General features: G+C 63.5%; 16 protein-coding genes and 1 pseudogene. 8 read left to right on the top strand and 9 right to left on the bottom strand.

What is annotated here, in order from left to right:
- Positions 1-347 (bottom strand): annotated as a pseudogene (locus tag B2994_RS06730) (NINE protein); the annotation flags it as partial.
- Positions 348-580: 233 nt separating this feature from the next.
- Between B2994_RS06730 and B2994_RS06735 the strand changes: the two are divergent.
- Entirely contained in the window at positions 581-1453 is an 873-nt protein-coding gene (locus B2994_RS06735) for a MurR/RpiR family transcriptional regulator (RefSeq protein WP_291527601.1), read from the top strand.
- An 8-nt stretch (positions 1454-1461) separates the two neighbouring features.
- Here the strand turns inward: B2994_RS06735 and dnaG are convergent, their stop codons facing one another.
- The 4 genes from dnaG to B2994_RS06755 form a co-directional block, all read right to left on the bottom strand.
- Complete coding sequence (gene dnaG / locus B2994_RS06740) at positions 1462-3558, bottom strand: DNA primase (RefSeq protein ID WP_291527602.1); 2097 nt, start codon at positions 3556-3558, stop codon at positions 1462-1464.
- Between the two features lie 57 nt (positions 3559-3615).
- Complete coding sequence (locus B2994_RS06745) at positions 3616-4914, bottom strand: deoxyguanosinetriphosphate triphosphohydrolase (protein WP_291527603.1); 1299 nt, start codon at positions 4912-4914, stop codon at positions 3616-3618.
- 214 nt (positions 4915-5128) lie between these two features.
- A complete protein-coding gene (locus tag B2994_RS06750) occupies positions 5129-6442 on the bottom strand; it encodes an MFS transporter (RefSeq protein WP_291527604.1) in 1314 nt (437 codons plus the stop codon).
- 81 nt (positions 6443-6523) lie between these two features.
- Positions 6524-8524 (bottom strand): glycoside hydrolase family 127 protein, encoded by a 2001-nt coding sequence (locus B2994_RS06755; RefSeq protein ID WP_291527605.1) that lies wholly within the window; start codon positions 8522-8524, stop codon positions 6524-6526.
- Between the two features lie 157 nt (positions 8525-8681).
- Here B2994_RS06755 and B2994_RS06760 point away from each other — a divergent pair, with 157 nt between their 5' ends.
- Positions 8682-9689 carry a LacI family DNA-binding transcriptional regulator gene (locus B2994_RS06760; RefSeq protein WP_291527606.1) on the top strand — a complete coding sequence of 336 codons (1008 nt, stop codon included), beginning with the start codon at positions 8682-8684 and terminating at the stop codon, positions 9687-9689.
- Between the two features lie 67 nt (positions 9690-9756).
- Here the strand turns inward: B2994_RS06760 and B2994_RS06765 are convergent, their stop codons facing one another.
- Both B2994_RS06765 and alr read right to left on the bottom strand, forming a co-directional pair.
- Positions 9757-11871: an alpha-galactosidase gene (locus B2994_RS06765; RefSeq protein WP_291527607.1), complete on the bottom strand. Its 2115-nt coding sequence runs from the start codon at positions 11869-11871 to the stop codon at positions 9757-9759.
- Positions 11872-11977: 106 nt separating this feature from the next.
- Entirely contained in the window at positions 11978-13336 is a 1359-nt protein-coding gene (gene alr, locus B2994_RS06770; RefSeq protein WP_291527608.1) for an alanine racemase, read from the bottom strand.
- A 277-nt stretch (positions 13337-13613) separates the two neighbouring features.
- On the opposite strand from alr, the gene B2994_RS06775 reads away from it, so the two are divergent.
- Positions 13614-15050: an APC family permease gene (locus tag B2994_RS06775; RefSeq protein WP_291527609.1), complete on the top strand. Its 1437-nt coding sequence runs from the start codon at positions 13614-13616 to the stop codon at positions 15048-15050.
- Positions 15051-15177: 127 nt separating this feature from the next.
- Here B2994_RS06775 and B2994_RS06780 read toward each other — a convergent pair whose 3' ends face one another.
- Positions 15178-15717, bottom strand: coding sequence for an N-acetyltransferase (locus tag B2994_RS06780; protein WP_291527610.1), 540 nt, complete (start codon positions 15715-15717; stop codon positions 15178-15180).
- Positions 15718-15804: 87 nt separating this feature from the next.
- A complete protein-coding gene (locus tag B2994_RS06785; protein WP_291527611.1) occupies positions 15805-16302 on the bottom strand; it encodes an S-ribosylhomocysteine lyase in 498 nt (165 codons plus the stop codon).
- Between the two features lie 295 nt (positions 16303-16597).
- Between B2994_RS06785 and B2994_RS06790 the strand changes: the two genes are divergently transcribed.
- The 5 genes from B2994_RS06790 (at position 16598) to B2994_RS06810 (ending at position 21964) form a co-directional block, all read left to right on the top strand.
- The gene (locus B2994_RS06790) at positions 16598-17677 is read left to right on the top strand and encodes a phosphate/phosphite/phosphonate ABC transporter substrate-binding protein (RefSeq protein WP_291527612.1); all 1080 of its coding nucleotides are present in this window, start codon (positions 16598-16600) and stop codon (positions 17675-17677) included.
- 124 nt (positions 17678-17801) lie between these two features.
- Positions 17802-18596, top strand: coding sequence for a phosphonate ABC transporter ATP-binding protein (phnC, locus tag B2994_RS06795; RefSeq protein WP_414630661.1), 795 nt, complete (start codon positions 17802-17804; stop codon positions 18594-18596).
- Between the two features lie 5 nt (positions 18597-18601).
- Positions 18602-19447 (top strand): phosphonate ABC transporter, permease protein PhnE, encoded by an 846-nt coding sequence (gene phnE / locus B2994_RS06800; protein WP_291527614.1) that lies wholly within the window; start codon positions 18602-18604, stop codon positions 19445-19447.
- A gap of 11 nt (positions 19448-19458) precedes the next feature.
- The gene (gene phnE, locus B2994_RS06805; protein ID WP_291527615.1) at positions 19459-20307 is read left to right on the top strand and encodes a phosphonate ABC transporter, permease protein PhnE; all 849 of its coding nucleotides are present in this window, start codon (positions 19459-19461) and stop codon (positions 20305-20307) included.
- A 64-nt stretch (positions 20308-20371) separates the two neighbouring features.
- A complete protein-coding gene (locus B2994_RS06810; protein WP_291527616.1) occupies positions 20372-21964 on the top strand; it encodes a bifunctional metallophosphatase/5'-nucleotidase in 1593 nt (530 codons plus the stop codon).
- The last annotated feature ends 2 nt before the right edge of the window (positions 21965-21966 follow it).

The following is a 21966-nucleotide window of genomic DNA, read 5'->3' on the forward strand; positions in this document are numbered from 1 at the left end:
TTGCCGAGATAAAAGTTATGGACGCCCAGTCCCCCAAGGAAAATGCCCAGCAGACCAGCCGCTATCTTCGACTTGGAGCTCATCGCCATCGGCTGCTGGTACGGGGAATATCCCGGCTGCGGGGCGTAGGCCGACCCCTGCTGGGAGCCGTAGTAGCCATTCGGCGTCCCCTGGTCGCCGACCGGCGGACCATACTGCGGCTGCGGCTGGCCATACAGTTGCTGGGGCTGGCCGTACGGAAACTGACCATACTGAGGCTGGCCATACTGCGGCTGCGACGACGCACCCGCTTGCCCATTCTGCCCGAAGCCGGGCTGCTGATCATAACTCATACCGCTTCTCCCTTGATGCTCTGCGATGCGCTTCCATCATCGCACATGCCTGCGCCAAGGCTTGTCAACGCCCACAGGTCCAGACACACCGCATAGGAAAAAAGTTCACCTACCATTCATCGTTCGGCCAATGGATATGGTCACGGACTCCTTCAATCTTCTCTACGCTGGAATCCGGAACAGGTGCAGCGCTGGGAACGGGAAGACGCGAACTTCCCGGTCGGAGCCTCGGAGAAAGGAATGACGGGATGGGCTCGTTGACGCATATCAACGAAAGGATCAGCCGCGTCTATCCGTCCCTCCACCCCGCCGAACAGCAGGTCGCCGAATACATCCGAACCCATTTGGCCACAGTGGGCGGACTGACCGTTGGGGAGCTCGCCAAAACAGCCCAAGTCAGTCAGCCGACGGTGATTCGTCTGACGCGCAAACTCGGATTCGACGGATACCGCGAATTCCGCCGCATACTCACCAACCCGCGCAGCGGCGACGACGCCGACGGGAGCGACCCCCTGGAGAGATTCCATCTTCATCCGTGGAGCACGTTGGAGGATCTGTCCCCCTCCGTCAGCTCCGCGACGAAATCAATGCTCGACGATCTGGCGCAGGCGCTGGACCCGGCGGCCCTGCGACGCGCCGTCAGACTCATCGCCGACGCGCACATCATCGATATTTACGCCGAAGAGCCAACCGCCCCGTCCGCCGCCGACCTGAACTACAAGCTCACCTGCCTTGGCCTGCATGCGCGTGTGCAGACCAATGATCACCTGCAACGCATCGCAGCCGCGCATCTGACTCGCGGCGATCTCGCGATGGCGTACTCGCATTCCGGCTCATCCCCGGCCACAGTGGACGCCCTTCGCCTGGCCAGCCGCGCGGGAGCCTCCACCATCGGCATCACCGGCATGCCGCAAACGCCGATCGCCAATTGGTCCGACGCGCTGCTGCTCGTCGGCGACGGCGAACGCGAAGCCGCCGGCGGAACGATCACCTCGCAAGTCGCCTATTCGGCGCTGAACAACATGCTGCAGATAGGCGTGATGCTCACCGACTATCCGCGATTCACCGCCCGGATCAGCCGCTCCGATCGGGCCGCCGCCGAACCTGGCAACGAACTCTGACGGTCCGACTAGGCCACGTTGTTGTTGTACACCTGCGACTGCAGATCCTTGCGCGCGGCCTCCAACTTGGCGATGGAACCCAGCAGGGCGAATTTCTCGCCGCCGTCCGGCAGCTGGGCCATGCGCCGACGGGCCGCCGCCACCCTACGCATGTAATCCATGTCGATCAGCCTCACCAGCAGTTCGGAGGCATACTGCACCTCAGCCGGCGTGGGCGCGCGCAGTTGCACCGCAGCCACCCCACCCACCTCCTGGCCTTCGCGGAACGGCTGCCGCGACTCGCCGGACGCCGACCCACCGGAGCTCGGCAACGGCAGGGGCATCACGGCCAGTTCGTTGATCACCTGCTCCAGCATCGGCCCGCCGGCCTTGACCAGGTTATGCATCCACAGGCCCTGCGGGGTGTCGGTCGAAGGCAGTCCCCCGGCCGCGGCAACCGCATCGAACATGGCACGGAACACCGGGACGATGAACGAATCCACGCCCAATTGCGCGAACAGGGTCGGATTCACCGCGCGCGGCACCTGAATCAGGGTGGCCATGAACTGCTGCTCGCAGATGAACACCGAATCGTCAATGCGGTAATAGGTTTGCTCCGCGACGTCCCGACGCTCCAGCGCCCGGCGGGCGGCGGGATTGGCGTATGGATCGGCCGCGCGCTCCGGTTCCTGCGCCGCCTCAAATCTGCGCCTTGGGGCGTATGCGTCGTCGGGACGCACATTCAGCCGTCGACGGGCGGATTCCACCTCGCGCTGCATCACATCAAGGTCGACGCCAATGCGCCGCGCCGCCTTGCGGGTATAGAGGTCCAGCAGCGAACGGTCCCGTATCTGCGCGATCACGGGAGCCGACGCCTTCACCGCACCCATCTGGCCGGTGGTGAAGGCGGTGTCGAAGCGATTGATAGCCGTTTCGATCACGAAGTCGTACAGCGGCCTGGCATGCTCCACCAGCGCCGCCACCGCCCGGTCGCCGCGCTCTATGCGCAAATCGCAAGGGTCGAGGTTGTCGTCGGCCACCGCCACGAAGGTCTGGCTCAGAAACGCCGAATCCAGTCCGAAGGCATGCAGCGCGGCCTTCTGCCCGGCCGCATCGCCGTCAAAGGTGAACACCACGCGCGAGCTCAACGCCTGACCGGCCACTTTGCGAGGACCGATCAGCTGAATCGCGCCCAGCGAATCATCGGCGATCAGACGACGCACGATCTTGGCGTGCTCGGCGCCGAACGCGGTGCCGCACGTCGCCACGGCGGTGTCCACGCCGGCCAAGTGCATCGCCATCACATCCGTATATCCTTCGACGATCACCACCTGGCGCTTTTTGACGATCGCCGCCTTGGCCAAGTCGATGCCGTACAGCACATGCGTCTTGCGATACAGCTGCGTATCCGGCGTATTGACGTATTTGGCCGCGATCTGATCGTCCTCATACAACTTCCGTGCGCCAAAGCCCAAGGTGCGACCGGTTGAATCGCGGATCGGCCACGTCACGCGTCCCCGGAAATAGTCGTATATGCCCCGCTGCCCCTGCCTGGCCAGCCCCGCATCGAGCATCTCCTGATGGGTGAATCCCTTCGACGCCAAATACCGCACCAGATTGTCCCATCCCCGTGGAGCGTATCCGCAGCCGAAACGCTCGCAGTCGGCCTGCGTGAAGTTGCGGCCGGCGAGCAGCTTCCTGGCGGCGAGCGCCTCCTTGCTCATGATCTGCGACACGAAGAACCGCTGCGCCTCCTCGGTGGCTTCCAGCAGGCGGGACCGCTTTGAGCCGGCATGCCCCCTGTCGGCGCCGGAACCGGTGTTCTCATAGTGCAGTTCGATATGGTATTTGTCGGCGAGCAGCTCCACCGCCTCGCGAAAGTCGATGTTCTCCGACTGCTCGACGAATTTGAACACGTCCCCGCCCAAGCCGCAACCGAAGCAGTGCCACACCCCAAGCGATGGACGCACGTTGAACGAACCGGTTTTCTCGTCATGGAACGGGCACAGGCCCACGAAGTTGCCGCTTCCGGAGGGTTTGAGCGCAACCGACGCCGATACGATGTCATACAGGTCCGCGGCTGCGCGCACCTTCTCCACGTCTTCCTTCTTAATCATCCCGGCCATAGGCTCCACCCTACCGTCCGTATGGGATGATCGGCCATCCCGGAGCCGGCACGCCGCTCAACTGCACAGAATCGAATGGAGCGCCAGGGCGGATCCGTCGGTCAGGGAGGCGACCTGGTCGATGGCGACGCGCAGACGCTCGCCGTCGTTGGTCGACTCGTTCCAATCCTCAAGGAACTGGGGTTCCAACGCATCCGAGGGCCGCGGCGAATCACGCATCAGCACATCCACCAGATCCTCCACAATGTTGAGCTCCTCCTGATGGAAGGGCTCGCGCTCGCGCGGAGCCATCACAAAGTAGACGGCGATGCCCTTCAGCGCCACGATCTCGTAACTCGTCTCCTCCGGAATCACGACATTGGCCGAATACCGGGTCAACGGCCCCGGACCATACGCATCCCGGGTCGCCGTTTCCACCGAATGGCAGAACCGGCCGATCAGGTCAGACGTGATGTTCTTCAACTGGGCCAGCGACTGCCGGGACCCGTTGAAATGCGTGGGGAACATGTGCATGCGCCGCAGCCGCGAGAAGGCGGCCAGCAAAGCATCCGGATCCCATGCGCCGCCATACCATTCGCGGGTTTGCTCGATCACGCGGTCGATGATCCCCGGATCGTTCAGCGCGATCGGGTTGAACGCGCCCGTGGCGATGGAATCCTCCACGTCATGCACCGAATAGGCGATGTCGTCGGACAGATCCATGATCTGGCATTCCATCGGCCTGACCGCCTCCGGCGCGCCGACCCTCAGCCACTGGAACACATCCTCGTCATCCGGATACACGCAGAATTTCTTGCTGCGCTCCCCCTTGGGATGCCGGTCGGCCTCGGCCAACGTCCAGGGGTACTTCACCGCCGCGTCCAGCGAAGCCCGCGTGAGATTCAGCCCCGCCGAACACCGCCCGTCCCTATGGAACACCTTCGGCTCCAGCCGTGTCAGAATGCGCAGAGTCTGCGCATTGCCCTCGAACCCTCCGATGTCCGCGGCGATGGCGGACAGGGCACGCTCGCCGTTATGCCCGAATGGCGGGTGACCGATATCGTGCGCGAGGCAGGCGCAGTCGACCACATCCGGATCACAGCCGAGCATGGCGGCGATTTGCCTGCCGATCTGTGCGACCTCAAGCGTGTGGGTGAGTCGCGTGCGCGCGAAGTCATCGGTACCTGCCACCAGAATCTGCGATTTCGCGCCCAATCTGCGCAATGCCGAAGAGTGGATCAACCGGGCGCGGTCACGTTGGAAGGCGGTACGGGCGCGGGATTTCGGAGGTTCGGGAGCCCAGCGCTCCTCATCGTGGGCGTCATAGCCCTCGTCGGCAAGCACCCGTTCACCATCTTGCGTCAGGTCACCGTCCATACCAGCCTCCTCCGCGGCGAACCGTTTCCCATCCCAGCATAGGCGGGAGCCTCTATCGTCAGGGGGCGGTTCCGAGCCGGCTCACCGCGCGACGAACGGGCCCGGCGAGGCGATCCGACTGGACGTGGCACTGGACACCGGGCCAATACAGCGATCGTCCGCCAACGGCAGAACCGATGACGGACGATCTTGTATTCGCTATGGTGCCAGACGGCTACTTCACATGCTTGATCGACATGATGAAGATAACGCCGGCCACGGCGAACAGCGCGGAGACGACGAACGCGCTCACATAGGAGCCGGAGACAATCACCAGGAAGGAGGTAAGCGCCGGGGCAAGCACCTGCCCGCAGGTGTTGGCGAGGTTGCCGAAGCCGATATACTTGCCGCCGTCGCGGTTCTTCTGCGCCTCCGCGGGAATCACGTCGACATTCAGCGCGCCATCCACCGCAATATACACGCCGTAGCCAAGGCCGGCAAACGCCGCATAGGCGAGCACGCCGCCGACGGACCTGAAGAAGATCGGGCACAGCGTGCCGATGATCATAAGCACAGCAGCCACAAAAATCGGGACCTTGCGCATTTTGATCCTATCGGACAGCGGTCCGGAAATCGCCAGACCAATCAGGGACACAACGAATGTGACGCCGGACAGAGTGGCCATGGCGGTGCCAGCCTCCGTGACGTTCATGCCCACATAGTTCTCGAAAATGTACAGGGTGTACTGGGAGACCATGGTGTAGCAGGCCATCATGAGCAGACGGCCGGCGCACGCCTTGTAGAAGTCATGCGCGCCGGCGAACTTCGGGGGCAGCAGGTTCTTCAGCACGTCGACAACACGGGTGCCCTCGGCGGCGTCGTTCTTCGAGCTGGGCTCCTTCGGCATGATCAACAGCGGAATGATGCCGGAGGCCGCGATCATCACGGCGCCGACGACAAAGCCCATGTTCTGATAGGGCTTGCCAAGGAACAGCGAGCTCAGGAACTGGCCGACCGGGGTGCCCAGGGCGGTCGCGCCCAGACCAGCGGACAAGGTGCCACGCACGTTCTTGGGGACGCGGTCGGCAAGAATCGCGAACATCGGGGTCTGAATGGCGCCCTGGCCCAGGTTGTTGAGCATGTAGGAGGCGGTCAGGCTCGGCACGTTGCCGAAGGTGCCCAGCAGATACAGGCCGATGCCGGCAACGATGGAACCGGCGAAGATCCACGGGGTGCGCTTGCCGAAACGGGAACGCGTGCGGTCGGAGAATGCGCCCCACACGTAGCCGGACAGCAGGCCGACGATGGCGGTGAGCGAGGTGATGGTGCCGAACGCCGCGGTGGCGGCTTCCTCGCTATACCCCACATCCTTCAGATGCTGCGGCATCAGGGTGTTGCCGTTGAGGACGAACGCCGCGCAATTGAGAATCGCGTAGAGGACGAACGCGATCAGATATCGCGCGGTGCGGGCCTGCGTGAACGGCTTGCCGTCCTCGGGCGACAGCGTATCCGGATCGACCGCCGCGGCCGTTGCGGTTGCATTGCTCATGATGGGTTACTTCTTTCTGAGATTGGTCCTAAAAACTTGAATGGGATGAATGGTCCGACGCGGGACGATGCGATACGGCGGTCAGCGCTCCCGAACCCAAACCTGCATCTGCCCCTCCTCGCGGTTGCACCAGGCGTAATAGGGCACAAAAACAAGATCCGTGGGAATCTCGGCGGGCTTGGCGGCATCCGACATGTACAGCGGGGTGTCGGTCTGCTTGTCGACGCGGGTTCCATGCGCGGTGAGGCGGACGACGCCGCCGAGCAGGTCGCCCTGCCAGGACTCCTCGACGGGCCGGTCGGTGTCGATCTGATCGAGCCACAGATCGCCGTCCCGGTTGTCGCAGCCTTCCATGCAGTAGACGATCGGGCCGCGCATCAGCGCCACCTTGCCGAAATCCTCGCGGACACGGGTTGCGGCGCGCAGCACCCGCACCGGCATATCGAGCCTGAGCGCGATGTCCGTGCGGGCCGCGGAAACGTCGATGAAGACGAAACCATGCTCGACCGCAGGGGAAACCTGCCGGCCGTTGACCGACAACTTCCACGAAGCGCACCAGCCGGGAATGCGAATGGCCAAGGTGCGATCAAGGCCACGGGGATTGTCCACGGCGAAGGTCACATCCCCGTTCCACGGATACCCCTCGCCCTTCTGGCGCTGTTCCACGACCAGATCATCGCCGAATTCGGTCCGGTTGGCGATGAACTGATGGGCATAGATCACGCCCTCGTGCTCGCCTTCGCCGACCGAATACAGGTAACGGTCCACCGAGGCGATGAGACGCGTCAGGTTGGCCGGGCAGCATGCGCAGTCAAACCAGCCGGCGCGGCGCGTGAGCACATGGGCCTTGGTCGGGCAGCGACGGGAGGCGACGGGATCCGCATCCAGCGGGTTGACGTAGAAATAGCGCTTGCCGTCCAACTGGATGCCCGACAGCGCGCCGTTGTACAGCTCCCGTTCAATGACGTCTCCCATGGAGCCATCCGGCTCGATCGACATCAGGGCCTGCGCGAAGAACACCATCGACACGGAGGCGCAGGTCTCGGCATACACCAGATCGTTCGGCAGGTCATCGTCGTAGGTGAAGGCCTCGCCCACCTGTGTGGAGCCGACGCCGCCGGTGACGTACATGCGGTGTTCCACGATATTGCGCCACAGCTTGACGGCGGTGGTCTTGAGCTTGTCGTCGTCCAGCAGATGACCGACCTTCGCCATGGCGGTGGCCAGATACAGGAACCGAACGGCGTGCCCCTCTGCCTCGGTAAGGTCCAACGCGGGCTTGTCCGCGACGAAATAGGAAATCGGCATGTCGAGGTTCTTGTAGAACTGGGGGCCGCCGGCGGCATCCTGCTGATCCCAGAACTCCGGATTGGTGCCGCGCACGCGAATGAACCAGGCCGCCAGTTCCAGCCACTGGCGTTCGCCGGTGGCCTCATACAGGCGGGCCAGGGCCAGTTCGATTTCCGGATGGCCGTCCGGGCCGTGGACCTTGCCCTCCTCGTCGCCAAAATGCGAGGCGATGCAGGCCGCCGCGCGACGCGCCACATTCAGGGCGCGCTCGGATCCGGTGGCCTCGTAGTGGGCTACGGCCGCCTCGATGAAATGGCCCATGGTATACAGCTCGTGGCTCCAGCGCAGTCCACGGAAGCGCTGCGAGGCATCCACGTCGATCTCGAACTTGGTGTCGATATAGCCGTCTTGGTCCTGCGCCTCCTCAAACAGCGACACGGCCTCATCGACGCTGGCCTCAAGCCGATCGACGTCGATGTTCTCGGCCTTGAACCGCAGCGCATAGCTGGCGGACTCAAGCCACTTCGACACATCGGTGTCCTGGAACGGCTGGCCGGAGAAAGCGCCCTGCTCACGACCGGCTGCGATGCGCAGGTTGCGCAGCGAATGGCTGTACTGGGCGCCGTTTTCCCCCCAGCTGGCACCCTCGGGCACATCCACGGGCACTTCGTCGTTCAGGGCGCGCCACTGGTAGGGCAACGCGCTGTCCGCAACCATACGGCGGCGGGAATGCCAGAAATCGGAGGTGACGACCACCTTCGGGGTTATGGAGTTGCTGGTGCTGTGTGTCATATTGACCTTTCTGTCATATGCTCCGTTGCGGTCGGCAGCGGTCCGCCTCAATGCCGGACACGGGTCCCCCGACGCGCATGGCTTCACCATAAGACGGCATGACGAAGCGCAAAGGAGCTTTCCGTCACTTGGGAAACTTTCCCTTTATGATGGGAATATGCATGAACCAGTACGTCTTCAGGATGTCGCCGAAGCGGCCAACGTCTCGCTGTCCACCGCATCAAAAGTCATGAACGACACCGGTCGCATCGCGGCCGGCACCCGGCGCCTGGTACTTGAAACGGCACGGGCAATGGGATACGAGCATCATCATCGGCAACCCCAGATGCGGCAGAAAACCGGGCTGATCGGATTGGTCTCGGCGGATCTCGAAGGCAGATTCGCCCTGCCGCTGATCAATGGCGCCGAACAGACGCTGGGGGCGGCCAACCATGCCGTGCTGCTCATGAATTCGCGGGGAGACCCGCGCGTGGAGCGCCGACACATCGACCAGCTGGCGGCCCGCGGCGTGGACGGACTGATCATCCTCAACGGCGAGACCGATCCCAGACCGCCGATCCGACAAAAAACAGTGGAGGACATCCCCATCGTCTACGCGTATTCACCGTCCAGCGATCCCAGCGACTGTTCGGTGACTTGCGACAACGAAACCGCGGGATACCAGGGCATCCGGCATCTGATCGAACAGGGCCGCCGGCGCCTGGCGGTGATCGCGGGAGACGACGGCTATCTGGCCACAAGGGAGCGCCTCAACGGCATCAAACGCGCGCTGGCCGAGGAGGGGCTGCGCACAGTGGCGCCGATCCGCTTCGGCAACTGGCATGAATCCTGGGGACGCACCTGCGTCAGGATGATGTTTGACGAGGGGGCGGATTTCGACGGACTGTACGCCATGAACGACCAGATCGCCCGGGGCGCCATCGAAACGATGCTGGCCTGCGGGTTGGAGGTGCCGCGCGACGTGGCGGTCATCGGCCATGACAACTGGGCGGTGACGGCGCTGGAGTGCCCTGTACCGATCACCAGCTTCGACAACGAACTCGAGACGATCGGGCGCTATGCCGCCCGGCTGCTGCTACGAGCCGTCGCGGGACGGGAGACCCATGGCGTGACCAAAGTGGAGTGCTCCCTGCATATCCGTCGCTCCACCGTGGCGGACATCTGATCCGGCCGGCGATCCCACCGTAAAGCCACGGGATCACCGGCCCGGACAGCCGCCCCGTCAGACCACGTCAGGCTCGGCGCAGTTCGAAGGTGCGGGAGACAAAGTCGCCGTTGCCGGGAATCGTCACCTTCAGCGAGCCGGCAGCGGCATCCCACCGCGTGTTCCATGCGGCGAATTCACCGCCGGCCGGGAACACGGGAGCGACGGACACGGCATCGCCAGCCAGATGCGGCACCTGCAACTCGACTTCGCAACCACCGGCCTGACGTCCCCAGACCGTCACCAATGTACGATCGTCCGCCCGGAGACCCAACGCCACGACCTTGTCGTTCCACTGCGGAAGACCAAGCGGCCAGAACGGCACGGAGCCGCCGACAACCGGCTGGACATGGCGCTTGTACGCCTCGATGCCCTGCGTGACGACGCCCAGCTGCGCTTCGGACATGCGGTTGATATAGCCGGAGAGGAAGAACCTGCCCAGGAACGTGGTATTGATGTTGAAGGCGGTCTGTTCGTCGGTCATGTCGGCCTGCGGATACGCCCAGCTCGCCGCCTGCTCGGGCAGCATCATCATGGGCGCCGCGGCCGCGATGGTCGGATACAGCCGATAATCCTGCTGGTCCGACGTGGATTGGACCTGGAAACGGGACAGCTGCGCAAAGTCCTCGCGCATGCCTCCGGACGAGCAGTTTTCGAGAATGACATGGGGATACCGCCTGTGGATGGACTCCACCCACTGCGAATAGGCGCGGTTGTGCCCCAGCAGGCCGTCGCCGGGCGAATCGGCCTTCCAATCGGTGCCGGCGCCGGGCGACACGTTGTAATCCATCTTGAAATAGCCAATGCCGTAATCGCCCACCAACCGGTCGATGACGGAGTCGAGATGAGCGCGGGCCGCGTCGTCGCGCAGATCAAGCACGTACCGCTGCTGCTCAACCACCCGGCGTCCGTTGCGCTGGAAGAACGCGGAATCCGGCAGCTTGGCGGCCATCGGCGATTCGACGCCGATCACTTCCGGCTCCAGCCAGATGCCGGGCACCATGCCGTGGTCCTTGATCGCGTCGATGACCTCGACGATGCCCTTGCTGCCCGGGAAGCGGGTTTTGGACGGCATCCACTCGCCAACGGAGGGCCACCAGTTGCCCGAATCGTCATACCATCCGCAGTCGATGACGAAGATCTCGACGCCGGTTTTCGCCGCAGCGTCGATCAGCGGCAGCAATTTGGCCGTGGTCGGATCGCCGTTGATGGTGTTCATGTAGTCGTTGAAGACGACGCGCGGTCGGGCATTGTCCTCGTGACGGCACCGCATGGCGCGACGATAGGCGGTGACCTCGCGGATCACGCCGTCGAAGGAATCGGACAGGCCGACCGAGGCGGGGACGGTGGTGAACGACTCGCCGGCGGCCAGCACCTTGCTCCAGGAATGGTCCACGGCCGTCGGACCGGACACCGCCGCATAGCCGTCGGACGTGTTGTCGCCGATCTCCCAACGCCAAGCGCCGTTGTGCTCAACCTGGAAGAACCACGCCAAGCCGAAATCCCTGTTCTCAAGAACCGCGGCGGTGGCATGGCGGCCGGTGGACCACGTGCCGGTGGATACGACGCGATGCTCGCCGCGCGGGTCGACCGAGGTCAGATGCTGAGACAGCTGCGGCAGCAGGTCGCGCACGGCGCGGGTCTTCCAACGGCCCTCGCCCAGCCAGTCGTAATCGCCCTCGATGAGATTCCACCCCTCAAGACGCGAGTCGGCGCTTTCAGGGGCGCCAAAGGAGAACAGCAGGCTGGTGACCGATTCAAGGGTGACCGGCTCCTTGCCGTCATTCGTGACGGTGACTTCGGAACGGACCATCGCGGCATCGTCGGGAAGCGTGAGGACGACGGCTGCCGACAGGGATTTCGAAGCCAGCCTGACGGTCAGCACATTGGCCTTGAGCGATTCGTCGCGACGGGTCTCATGACCCGCATAGCGCAGTTCCGCCCCCAGCGCGGTGTGGATCAGACGGTCGTCCGCGATCCAGTGGCCGGTGCCCGCGGCCATGATCTCGACCAGCGGCAGACGACGGCCCATGACGGCGGTCGCGGACACGGACCGGGCTTCGGCGAGCGAGGCCGCGCCCTGATCGTCGACTTCGAAACACAATGTCAGGCGGTCATTGCCCCACTGAAAAGACTGAACCATGTCGGCACTCCCTTGCACGCTGTTGTGAATTTCCTCGTGCAGGGTATCACCGCCTCGACTCCGGGATTTGCGGAACGCCACCGTTGGGAAAGTTTCGCAGCAGACGTCATAGCAGCGACGCGGGGTCGAGCAGTTTGACGTCCTCCTGCGGCAGCACCTCGAAGGCATTGAGATACAGGCGCGGAATGCGGTTGCGCAGGCAGGTGAAGATCTCATAGCTGATCGTGCCCGCCGCACGCGCCCAGTCGTCGGCGGTGGGTTCGCACACCGTCTCGCCGCGGCCCGGGCCGAACAGCACCACGGTATCGCCCTCGTGCACGCCCAGCGTCTCGGCCGAACCATGCAGGTCGAGGATGAACTGGTCCATGCACACGCGACCGGACACCCGTTCCAGCTTGGGCCCCTGCTTCGTCATGATGCGCACCGGGCCGCCGAGCTTCTCCACATGCTTGGCTCCCTGCAGGTCAAAGCCAGAAGCCGAGCGGTGGATGCCATCCGCATAGCCCAGCGGCACAATGGCGGTGGAGGTGTTCTGCGGGGTCAGATACGTGCGGCCGTACGAAATGCCGTGACCGGCCTCGACGTCCTTGACCGTGCCGAGCTGCGCCTGCAGCGTCATCGCGGGCTTGAGATGATAGCGCTGCGGCGTGCCCATGGCCGGGTCCGGCTCATAGCCATACAGCCCGATGCCCGGGCGGGTCAGCTCGTAATGGATCTTCGGACGGCTCAGCGTAGCCGCGGTGTTCGCCAGATGGCGGATCTCCGGCGCCATGCCGGCACGCTTCATGCGCTCGGTGAACTCGTCGAACACCGCGATCTGCGAATCGGTGGACTTCACGAACTCCGGCACGTCCGGGGCGTCGGCCACGGCCAGGTGGCTCCACTGGCCCACGATGCGGATCAGCCCCAGCGACTGTTCCTCGCGCAGCGCCTTGAGCGCCCCGTCGAACGCGGCCGGCGTAAAGCCGTTGCGGCCGAACCCCGTATCGCATTTGACATGCACGCGGGCCGGCTTGCCCACCCTGCGGGCGGCTTCGGCAACCCGCGCGATGCCGGCGAGGGAACCGACCGACACGTCGATGTCCGCGGCGATGAGTTCGTCGAAGGGAACCTCAAGTCCCGAATACATCCATGTCAGGATATGGCAGCGATCCGGCCCGATGCCCGCGGCGCGCAGGGCGAGCGCCTCATGCGCCTGGGCCGTGCCGAGCCATGTCGCGCCGCCGGCGAGAGCTGCCAGCGCGGCCGGCACCAATCCATGGCCGTACGCGTCCGCCTTCACCACGCCCATCACCGCCGTGGACGAATCCCCGCCGCCGCACAGTTCCACCAGCCGGGCCATATTGTCGCGCAACGCCTTCAAATCGACGATGCACTGCGCCGGATACCGCCTGCACGCGGCTTCGTAATTCGCCTTGCCCTGTTCGCTCGAGAAATTCCACTGTGGTGCTGCATTCAAACTCATAGTCCCCTATTGTGGCCCCCACATGTGACGTGACATTCCCGGCGGCGGGCACCGACGCAACACCATCACAGATGCCGCGCGGCCCAGCGGTCATCCGCGCGGCATATACTGAGCTTCCAACAGTTCCCTCCGCCACGGCTCCATCACCGCCCTGCGGACGCCAGACGCTTTCGCGATCCGACGTGCGGGAACCGATTCTTGACTCCCGACGTTGAGGCGTGTCGGGGTCCCGGAATTCCGTCCGGTCCAGCCCCGATATCTTGTCTGAGAGAAGATTATGGACCTTTTCCGTAAGAAGTCCGTGGACCAGCTGGTAGCCGAGTCCACTCCGCTGAAACGCACCATGCACACCTTTGACCTGACCATGCTCGGCATCGGCGCCATCATCGGCACCGGCATTTTCGTGCTGACGGGCAAGGGCGCGCTCACCGCCGGCCCGGCGCTGTCGCTGTCGTTCCTGATGGCCGCCGTCTGCTGCGGATTCGCAGGCCTGTGCTATGCCGAGTTCGCCTCCATGGCGCCGGTGTCCGGCTCGGCCTATTCCTATTCGTATCTGGCCTTCGGCGAACTCATCGCCTTCATCATCGGCTGGGACCTGATTCTGGAATACGCCCTGCAGGCCGCAACCGTGTCCGCCGGATGGTCGGGCTATTTCAACAAGCTGCTGGAGGGCTTCGGCCTTCATCTGCCGGTGGAGCTCACCGCCGCCTATGGCACCACGCCGGGAGTTGCCACCTATTTCAATCTGCCCGGTTTCGTCATCGTGCTGCTGATCACCTGGGTGCTGTCGATCGGCATCAACCAGACCAAGAAAACCAACGACATCATGGTGCTCATCAAACTGGCGATCATCGTGCTGTTCATCGTGTGTACGGTCTGGTTCGTCAATCCGTCCAATTGGAAACCGTTCTCCCCCTATGGCGTCTACACCTTCCAGCCGGGTTCCACCCAGCCGTACGGCGTGCTGCCGGCGGCTTCGATCGTGTTCTTCAGCTTCATCGGCTTCGATGCGGTGTCCTCCTCCGCCGAGGAAACCGTCAACCCCAACAAGACGCTGCCGCGCGGCATTCTGCTGTCGCTCGCCGTCTCCACCGTGCTCTATGTGGCGATGACGCTGATCATGACCGGCATCGTGCCCTATCAGGAGTTCGCAAACTTCATCGACGCCCCGGTGGCCGGCGTGATCCTGGCCACCGGCATGAACTGGCTGGCCGTGATCGTCAACCTCGGCGCGCTGATCGGCATGACCACCGTGATGCTGGTACAGCTCTACGGCCAGTCCCGCATCTGCTACGCCATGAGCCGCGACGGACTGTTCCCGAAGTTCTTCGGCGAGGTGAACCCGAAATACCGCACCCCGTTCAAGGGCACCTGGTTCTTCGGACTGCTCACCGCCATCGCCGGCGGCTGCATCAACATCAATATCCTGTTCGAACTGGTGAATATCGGCACGCTGACCGCCTTCATCATCGTCTCCGCCGGCATTCTGTGGATGCGCCGCACCCAGCCGAATGCGCATCGCGGATTCAGGGCGCCGCTGGTGCCGTTCACCCCGATTTGCGCGATTGTGTTCTGCCTGGTGCTGATCGCGGGCCTCAATTGGGAGACCTGGGTGCGGTTCGCCGTCTGGTTCGCGCTCGGCCTGTGCGTGTACTTCGGCTACAGCCGCAGGCGCTCGAAGCTCGGGCGAGAATTGGCTGAATCCGCGGACTAATCCGGTTCCGCCTCAGCCAATCCGCACGTACGTTCCAAGTGCGCCGACGAGTCAGGGGCCGGGTCGCCAATCTTCACAATGATTGGCGACCCGGCCCCTGTGCCGTGAATCGGTGAACGGCCCGCAGCTACTTGTCGTGTCGCTGATAGGCGATGCGGATGATATCCGATGGCCGGTCGATGAGCTTGATGAAACCGCAGCGCGTGAAGCCGTTCGACGTGATCACATGCTGCATGGCCTTGTTGTTGGGATGTGTATCCACCTTCACATTGGAATGCCGCGACATCACCCAGTCGAACACCTCATCGGCCACGCCCTTGACCAGTCCGGACGAGGCGATGCGATGCAATGTGACGTATTCGTCGTCATCCAGCCAGGCGCCGTCGATCGTCACATAGGTGGGGTCGACGCCCGGGCAGATGGAGAACACGGCAAGAATGCGCTCGGCGCCCTGTTCCCCCTGATGGTCCACCAGCACCGTCATCCACCCGTGCTCGATGTCACGGCGAACCACATCGGGTCTGGGAAAGCCGCCCGCCCATTGCGTCGGGTTGCCGTTGGCGGCCATCAGCCTGCGCGCATGGGCGTAGATGCCCTGAATCACGTCCCAATCGGCCATGGTGGCCTTGCGGAACTCATGCGAGACGGAATCTGTCGTGGCGGACATGCTGAATGACGCTCCTCCCTGCCAATACGTTTTCATGCGTGAACAAGATACCACGGGCCATACCATGGGCCGCCCCGTCGATATGGCTCAGACCACCTTGCGCTCAAAGGGGTCGGAGCTGATGCCCTTGGCGAGGATGCCCTTGCACCACTCCTTGGCGGTGAACAGGCTGTGGTCGCGATAGTTGCCGCAACTTTCGACGGTGGTCGCGGGCACGTCGTCCCACGTGGCCTGATATGCGATGAACTCCAACGACTCCTTCAACGCCTTCGCCACGTCTTCGGTGGAATGTTCGCCCCACGTCAGCAGATGGAAGCCGGTGCGGCAGCCGAACGGCGAGCAGTCGATGTAGCCGGGGATGCGCTCGCGCAGCAGCACGGCGATCGTGTGCTCGATGGTGTGCAGTCCACCGGTGGGAATGGCGTTCTCGTTGGGCTGCACCAGGCGCAGATCGTAGTTGGAGATCACATCGCCATGCGGCCCTTTCTCCGTATCGATGTAGCGCACATACGGCGCCTTCACCTTGGTGTGGTCCAGCTGAAAGCTCTCGACGACCGGTCGGTCGCTGCGCGTGGTTTCTGTCATATCGGCATCTCCTCCTAGGATCAGTGGATTCCGTCGAGCTCCATCGTAGTCCATCGCTGCCGGAACGCCGGCGTTTTCAGACCACGGCGACGCCTGCCGCACCCCGTTTGCGAAACGCCAAAATGAACACGCAGTGAACGATGTTCATCGTCTTTCTAAAGTCGCTGAATCTCGTTTTACACACCGCTATGCTGAGGAGCGGCGGCGAACAGGAGAGGGCCCGGGAAAGACCGACGCGCCAAGGCCGCCGGGTGCTTCGCCATCATGGTCGGGCACCTCATCGAAAGGACAATCCATGACTTTGCTCAACGCAATGAAGAAGAAGGTCTCCACCCTGAAAACCGCGGGATCCGCTCTGCTCGCAGGTGCCATGTGCCTGAGCCTGCTCGCCGGATGCGGCTCCAACGCCAACAACGGGGCAACCGATTCCAAGAACATCGACACGCTGAAAATCGCCTTCGTCCCCTCCAAGGATCCCGACGAAATCATCACCGCCACCGAGCCCCTGAAGAACATGCTCAAGGACGAACTCAAGAAATCCGGATACACCGTCAACAACGTCGACATCACCGTCGGCTCCAGCTACGAAGCGGTTGGCGAATCCCTCTCAGCCGGCACCGTGGACGTGGGCCTGATCCCCGGCGGCACCTACGTGCTGTACGACGACGACGTGGACGTGCTGCTCACCGCCACCCGCGACGGCCTGAGCGTCGACTCCGACAACCCGAAGGATTGGAACGACGCCGCGCCGATCACCAGCGACTCAAGCAAGCAGGTCACCTCGTACCGCGCCCTGATCATCGCCGGACCGTCCGCCAAGGGACAGGAACTCGCCAAGAAGATCAACAGCGGCGAAAAACTCACCTGGGACGATCTCAACTCCGCCAACTGGTCCGTCATGGGCGCCTCCTCACCGGCCGGCTACATCTACCCGGCGCTGTGGCTGAAGAACAACTACGGCAAGTCCATCGGCGACCTGGCCCACGCGGCCCAGTCCGACTCCTACGGCTCCGCCTTCGCCCGCCTCGCCCAGGGACAGTTCGACGTGCTCGCCACCTACGCCGACGCACGCCTCGACTACGCCAAAAAGTGGACCAGCGACTTCGGCCGCACCAACGACATCTGGAAGGACACCGCGGTCGTCGGAGTGACCCCGGCCATCTACAACGACACCATCTCGGTATCCAAGCATTCCTCGATCATGTCCGACGAATTCAAGAAGGCCCTGTCCGACTCCTTCATCAACATCGGCAATACCGACGAGGGCAAGAAGGTCATCGCCATCTACACCCACAAGGGCTACAAAGTGGCCAAGTCCTCCGACTACGACAACGAGCGCCAGGCCCAGGAAATCGTCAAGTCGCTGAAGAAGTAACACCCCACCGCCACCACACGGGTCGCCCGACGCAGGACACGCAAGTCCCGCCGGACGACCCATCGTCGCACCGGACGAAACCGCCACCGCACCACCACAGCACAACCACCAGGAGAAAACAGGCATCCACATGATCGAGATGAAACATGTGAACAAGACCTACCCCAACGGCTACAAGGCCCTCAAAGACGTGAACCTCACGATCGACCAGGGTGAATACGTAGCAGTCATAGGCCTGTCCGGCGCCGGAAAATCGACGCTGATCCGAACCATCAACCGCATGATCACCATCACCGACGGCCAGCTCAACGTCGACGGACATGACGTGACCGCGCTGAAAGGCAGGCAACTGCGCCGCTTCCGCCGCCGCATCGGCATGATCTTCCAATCCTTCAATCTGGTCACACGCACCAAAGTGATCTCCAACGTGCTCGCCGCCCGAGTGCCGGACCTGCCATGGTGGCGCTCGCTACTCGGCATCTTCCCGCACAGGGACGTCATGGACGCGCTCGAGGCGCTCGATCAGGTGGGCATCGCCGGCAAAGCCTACACGCGCGTCGACCAGCTCTCCGGTGGACAGCAGCAGCGCGTGGCGCTCGCCCGCGCATTGATGCAGAACCCGACGATTCTGCTGGCCGACGAGCCTGTCGCCTCCCTCGACCCGGTCACCGCCGAGCAGGTTATGGATGATTTCGGACGCATCAACCGCGAACGCGACATCACCGTCATCATCAACATCCACCACGTCGACCTCGCACTGCGCCACGCCAATCGCGTCATCGGCATCCGCGCCGGCGAAATCGTGTACGACGGCGGCGTGGACGGCGTGACCGCCGACGTGCTGCATACGATCTACGGCGATGAAACGCCGGGCACGATGGGCGCCGCCAACACAGGCACCGCCGAAACCGCGAGGTGAGACCAATGAGCCAACCAGCATCACCCTCGCAAGGCGAACCGGCGCTTCGCCGAGGCGACACCGTCATCAAGCTCGCATCCGGCACCGAAGTGACCAAACCCCGCTCCTTCGCCGCGCCGATCACCATCGCGGTACTCGCGTTCAGCACGTTCTGCGTATGGTTCACCGGCTTCAACCCCGCGACGCTCGCCGCCAGGGGCGACGAATTCTTCGAGATCCTCGGCCGCATGTTTCCGCCCGACCTCGAATCGGCGGGAGGCATCGTCGGCCCCCTGGTCGCCACCATCCAAATGTCGCTGATCGGATCCGCCATCGGCGGCGTACTCGCCGTGCCATTCGCCATGATCGCCTCCACCACGATCGTGCGCGTCAAGGCCGTCACGGTCGCCATGCGCTTCGTCTTCTCGTTGATCCGCACCATCCCGACCATCATCTCCGCCCTGATCGCCACCTACATCTTCGGGCTCGGCACGCTGGCGGGCACCACCGCCATCGCCCTCTTCACCTTCTCGTATCTCGGCAAGGTGCTGTACGAGGCCATTGAGTCCGTGGACATGGGCCCGTATGAGGCGATGACTTCGATGGGCGCCTCCACCTGGCAGGCATTCCGCTTCGCGATCCTGCCCGAAGTGCTGCCCTACTATCTGTCCAACGCGTTGTTCTGCTTTGAAGGCAACGTACGCTATTCCGCCATCCTCGGCTATGTCGGCGCCGGAGGTCTGGGCCTTATCCTCAACGAGAACCTCGCCTGGCGCGAATACGCCACCGTGGGCATGATCCTGATCGAATTGCTCGCCACCGTATTCGTCATCGAGAACGTCAGCCGAGCCGCGCGAAAGCGCCTGAGCTGAAAGGATCACCCATGACTTCCGCAACCTCACGACCTTCCGACATGGCCAAACGCGCCACACTGGACGAGCTGTACGCATCCCGTCCCCGCACCCCCATCGGCAACATCCTCGTCGCACTGGTGATTGCGGGACTGCTGATATGGTCCGCCACGGGCATCGAATCCTCCGGAGGCCAGGCGAACTCCGGCTGGACCGTGGTCGTTTCGATCCTCGGCGGCCTGCTGCACCCGAACTGGTCTATCCTGCTGAACCTCACCACGACCGGCGTGCCCTATCTGCTGCTGGAAACGGTCTGCATCGCATTCATGGGCACCGTGGTGGGCGCCGTGATCGCCGTGCCGCTGGCCTTCCTCGCCGCGTCGAATCTTATGCCCAGGCCCATCGCATGGCTGGCGAGCTTCGCCATCATGTGCATCCGAACCGTGCCCGTGTTCGTCTATGGCATCATGTTCGTACGGGTCACCGGCCCCGGTCCCTTCGCCGGTCTGATGACCATGTCGCTATGTTCCGTGGGCATGGTGAGCAAAATGTTCATCGAATCCATCGAGGATCTCGACAAGGGCGTGCTCGAATCGATGACCGCCATGGGCATGAACATCTGGCAGAAGATACGCTTCGGCGTCTTCCCCCAGATGATGGCGAGCTTCGCCTCCACCGCGATCTACCGCTTCGACATGAACCTGCGCGATGCGACCATTCTGGGTTTGGTCGCCGCAGGCGGCATCGGCGCGCCGCTGATCTTCGCCATGAACTCCTACCGCTGGAATGACGCGGCCTCCATTCTCTGGGGTCTGATCGTCCTGATCCTCGTCGTCGAATGGGGTTCGACCAAGATCCGCGTCAAATTGGCCAACGGCTGACCCGGAGCGCCCCGCCGGCGCTCCGTCCCATAATCGTTTTCATTCCGCATCGAGGTATTCACGCATGACACGAGCATTCCGCATCTGCTACACATCCGACACCCATGGTCACATCTTCCCCGTCGACTACGCCACCGGCAACGCCAAAGACTGCGGCCTGCTCAATATGGCCGAGGATTTCACGGACGACTCGTGGGCCCGCCGCATATGCGGGCTGCCCGACCGCGAACCGATGCCCATGATAGCCATGGACGGCGGCGACACATTGCAGGGCACCCCGTACTCCCAGCTGTTCATCGGCGGCGACGCAAGCAACGACGACCGCACAGCCGTCAGGGGCCTGCCCCATCCAATCGCCACCGCATTCAACGCCGCCGGCTACAGCTTCGTGACGCTCGGCAACCACGACTTCAATTACGGCCCCCGGGCGATCGGGGATTATCTCAACGCGCTCGACGCGACCTGCGTATGCGCCAACGTGCGAGACCTGACCGACCGGCTGCCCATCAGGCGCTACGCCTTCGTCGACCTGCCGAACGGCATTCGCCTTGGCGTCACTGGACTGGTCACGGACTGGGTGAACGTGTGGGAGGACGAACGCCATCTGACCACGCTTGCCGTCACCGACACCTGGGAGGCGGCGCAGGAGATGAGCGAGTTCCTGAAGAGCCGCTGCGACGTCAGCATCTGCATCTACCACGGCGGCTATGAGCGTGACGTGAGGACCGGCGCCAAGCTCTCCGACACCACTGAGAACCGCGCATGGCAGATCGCCCATGATCTTGACTTCGACCTGCTGCTGTCCGGCCACCAGCACATCTCCATGCCGGGAGCCACGATCAACGGGACCGTAACCATCCAAACCTGCAACACCGCCGTGGAATACGCGGAGCTCGCCTGCACCCTTGACGATGACGGACGGTTGGACGTCCACACCAGACTCACGCCCGTGGGCCACAGTCACCCGGCCGAGCCCTACGCCACGCTGGAGCCATACGAGCGCCGCACGCAGCTGTGGATCGACCGTCCGGCGGGGACGCTCACGCATCCCATCGCCCCGCAGGAGCACCTCGACGCCGCCCTGCACGGCAGCGAGATCGCCGCGTTGTTCAATGCGGTTCAGCTCGCCGTCTCAGGCGCACGCGTCTCATGCGCGTCGCTTGCGGACACGGCCGTTGCGGTGCCTGCGGCCGTCACCCGCCGCAACGTCTTCCAGATCTACCCCTTCGCGAATTCGCTGGCGGTGCTGTCGGTACGCCGCGAAGCGCTGAAACGGGCCCTCGAGCGCTGCGCATCCTATTTCGATCTGCAGGATGGCGGGCCGGTGGTCTCCGACCGTTTCCTCCGCCCCAAGATAGAGCACTACAACTACGATTATTACGCCGGCATTCGATACACCTTCGACCTGACGAGGCCTCTTGGCGATCGCGTAACCGAACTGACCTTCGCGGACGGGTCCGAGATCCCGGGCGACGAGCCGATCGACCTGGTGTGCAACAGCTACCGGGCGACCGGCACCGGCGGCTACGAGATGCTGGCCGCCTGCGACACGGTCCGCGTCATCGATCGGGAGATGCCCGATCTCATCATCGACTTCCTGACGTCCCACAGCCCCTGGACCCCCACCGTCAACGACGGCATGCGCGTCATCTGGTGATC

This window comes from Bifidobacterium sp. UBA744, assembly GCA_002298605.1.
Classification (GTDB): Bacteria; Actinomycetota; Actinomycetes; order Actinomycetales; family Bifidobacteriaceae; genus Bifidobacterium.